The sequence below is a fragment of the Kribbella swartbergensis genome, assembly GCF_054784135.1.
Genome location: NZ_BAAGPM010000048.1, coordinates 1 through 1,340, shown reverse-complemented (window position 1 = coordinate 1,340; position 1,340 = coordinate 1). Strand labels below are relative to the sequence as shown.

Sequence of the window (1,340 nt, the reverse complement as noted above, 5' to 3'; positions counted from 1 at the left end):
GGCGAACCTTGGGCTGGCAGGCCTCGAGCCGGAAGTCCGGCACAGCCCGAACGGCCGCAAGGTCCTGGCCGAGGTCGAGAGGCTTCAGAGCGAGGCACTGCGGGAACTGCGCATCTTCACCTACCTGCTGCATCCACCGAACCTCGCCAAGGACGGCCTCCAGGCCACGTTGCGGGACTTCGCCGAAGGCTTCGCCGGACGCACGGGACTGGTCGCCAGAATCCGCATCCCGGAGGAGGTCGATGACCTGTCGCCGGAGCTCCAACGGGCGATTCTGCGCGTGGTGCAGGAGGCACTCACCAATGTCCACCGCCATGCAGGTGCATCGCGCGTGTCAGTGGATGCAAGGATCAGATCTGGACGGCTTGTGGTCCGCATCCGCGACAACGGGCATGGGATGACAGACCGGGATCAGCCTGCCGGACCCGTCCGGCTCGGGGTCGGCATTGCAGGCATGCGGGCGCGCTTGGAGCAGTTCGGCGGCAACCTGCGGATCCGATCCGGCCCAGGCGGCACATCGGTCATTGCCGTTGTTCCCGTCACGGTCGCGGGACGGGCGCTGACCCAGGCCCGGCGCATGCTCGATCCATGGCTGCCCGGATCGACCAGGGTCGATGGCGAGGCTCCCTCCTGAAGATTCAGGGTCTTCATCCGGCAGATTCAGGGTTTCGCACAGGTGAGACCGACGGCCGGCAGGTGTATCCTGCCTGGGTTCGAGCCTGCTGGAAGAGCCGCCCCCGCCGAAGGACGTTGCACGATGACGCGTATCCTGATCGCCGACGATCACGACGTGGTCCGCTCCGGCGTCCGCACCATCCTGGAGGGACATGAGGACTGGACAGTGGTCGGCGAGGCGCGTGACGGCAAGGAGGCCATCGATCAGGCTCAGGCGACCCGGCCGGACATCGTCATCCTCGACTACGGCCTTCCGCTGGTGAATGGGGTCGAGGCCACCCGGCAGATCCGGAGTCGGCTCCCCGGTGTGGAGGTGCTGATCTTCACCATGCACGACACCGACAGCTTAGTGCGGGACGTGCTGGAGGCCGGCGCGCGCGGCTTCTTGCTCAAGTCCGATGCCAAGCAGTTCCTGGTCTCGGCGGTGGAGAGCCTGGCCGCCCACCGGCCATTCTTCACGGGCAAGGTCTCCGAAGCCCTGTTGGAGACCTATCTGTCGAAGGGAACTGCCAATGACTCGGCGCTGACCTCCCGTGAGAAGGCGGTGGTGCAACTGATCGCCGAGGGTAAGACCAACAAGCAGATCGCCGACATCCTCAGCATTAGCACCAAGACGGTGGAGACCCATCGTGCGTTGGCCCTGCGCAAGCTCAACCTCGACACGA

Annotated in this window: 2 protein-coding genes; both read left to right on the top strand. The window is 65.7% G+C overall.

Annotated features, from left to right (window positions below; all coding sequences use genetic code 11):
* On the top strand, positions 1–634 hold a 634-nt coding region (locus ACYVOK_RS34380), incomplete at its 5' end, for a sensor histidine kinase (protein ID WP_460666786.1).
* A 123-nt stretch (positions 635–757) separates the two neighbouring features.
* The coding region (locus ACYVOK_RS34375; RefSeq protein WP_460666785.1) for a response regulator at positions 758–1,340 on the top strand (583 nt) is incomplete at its 3' end.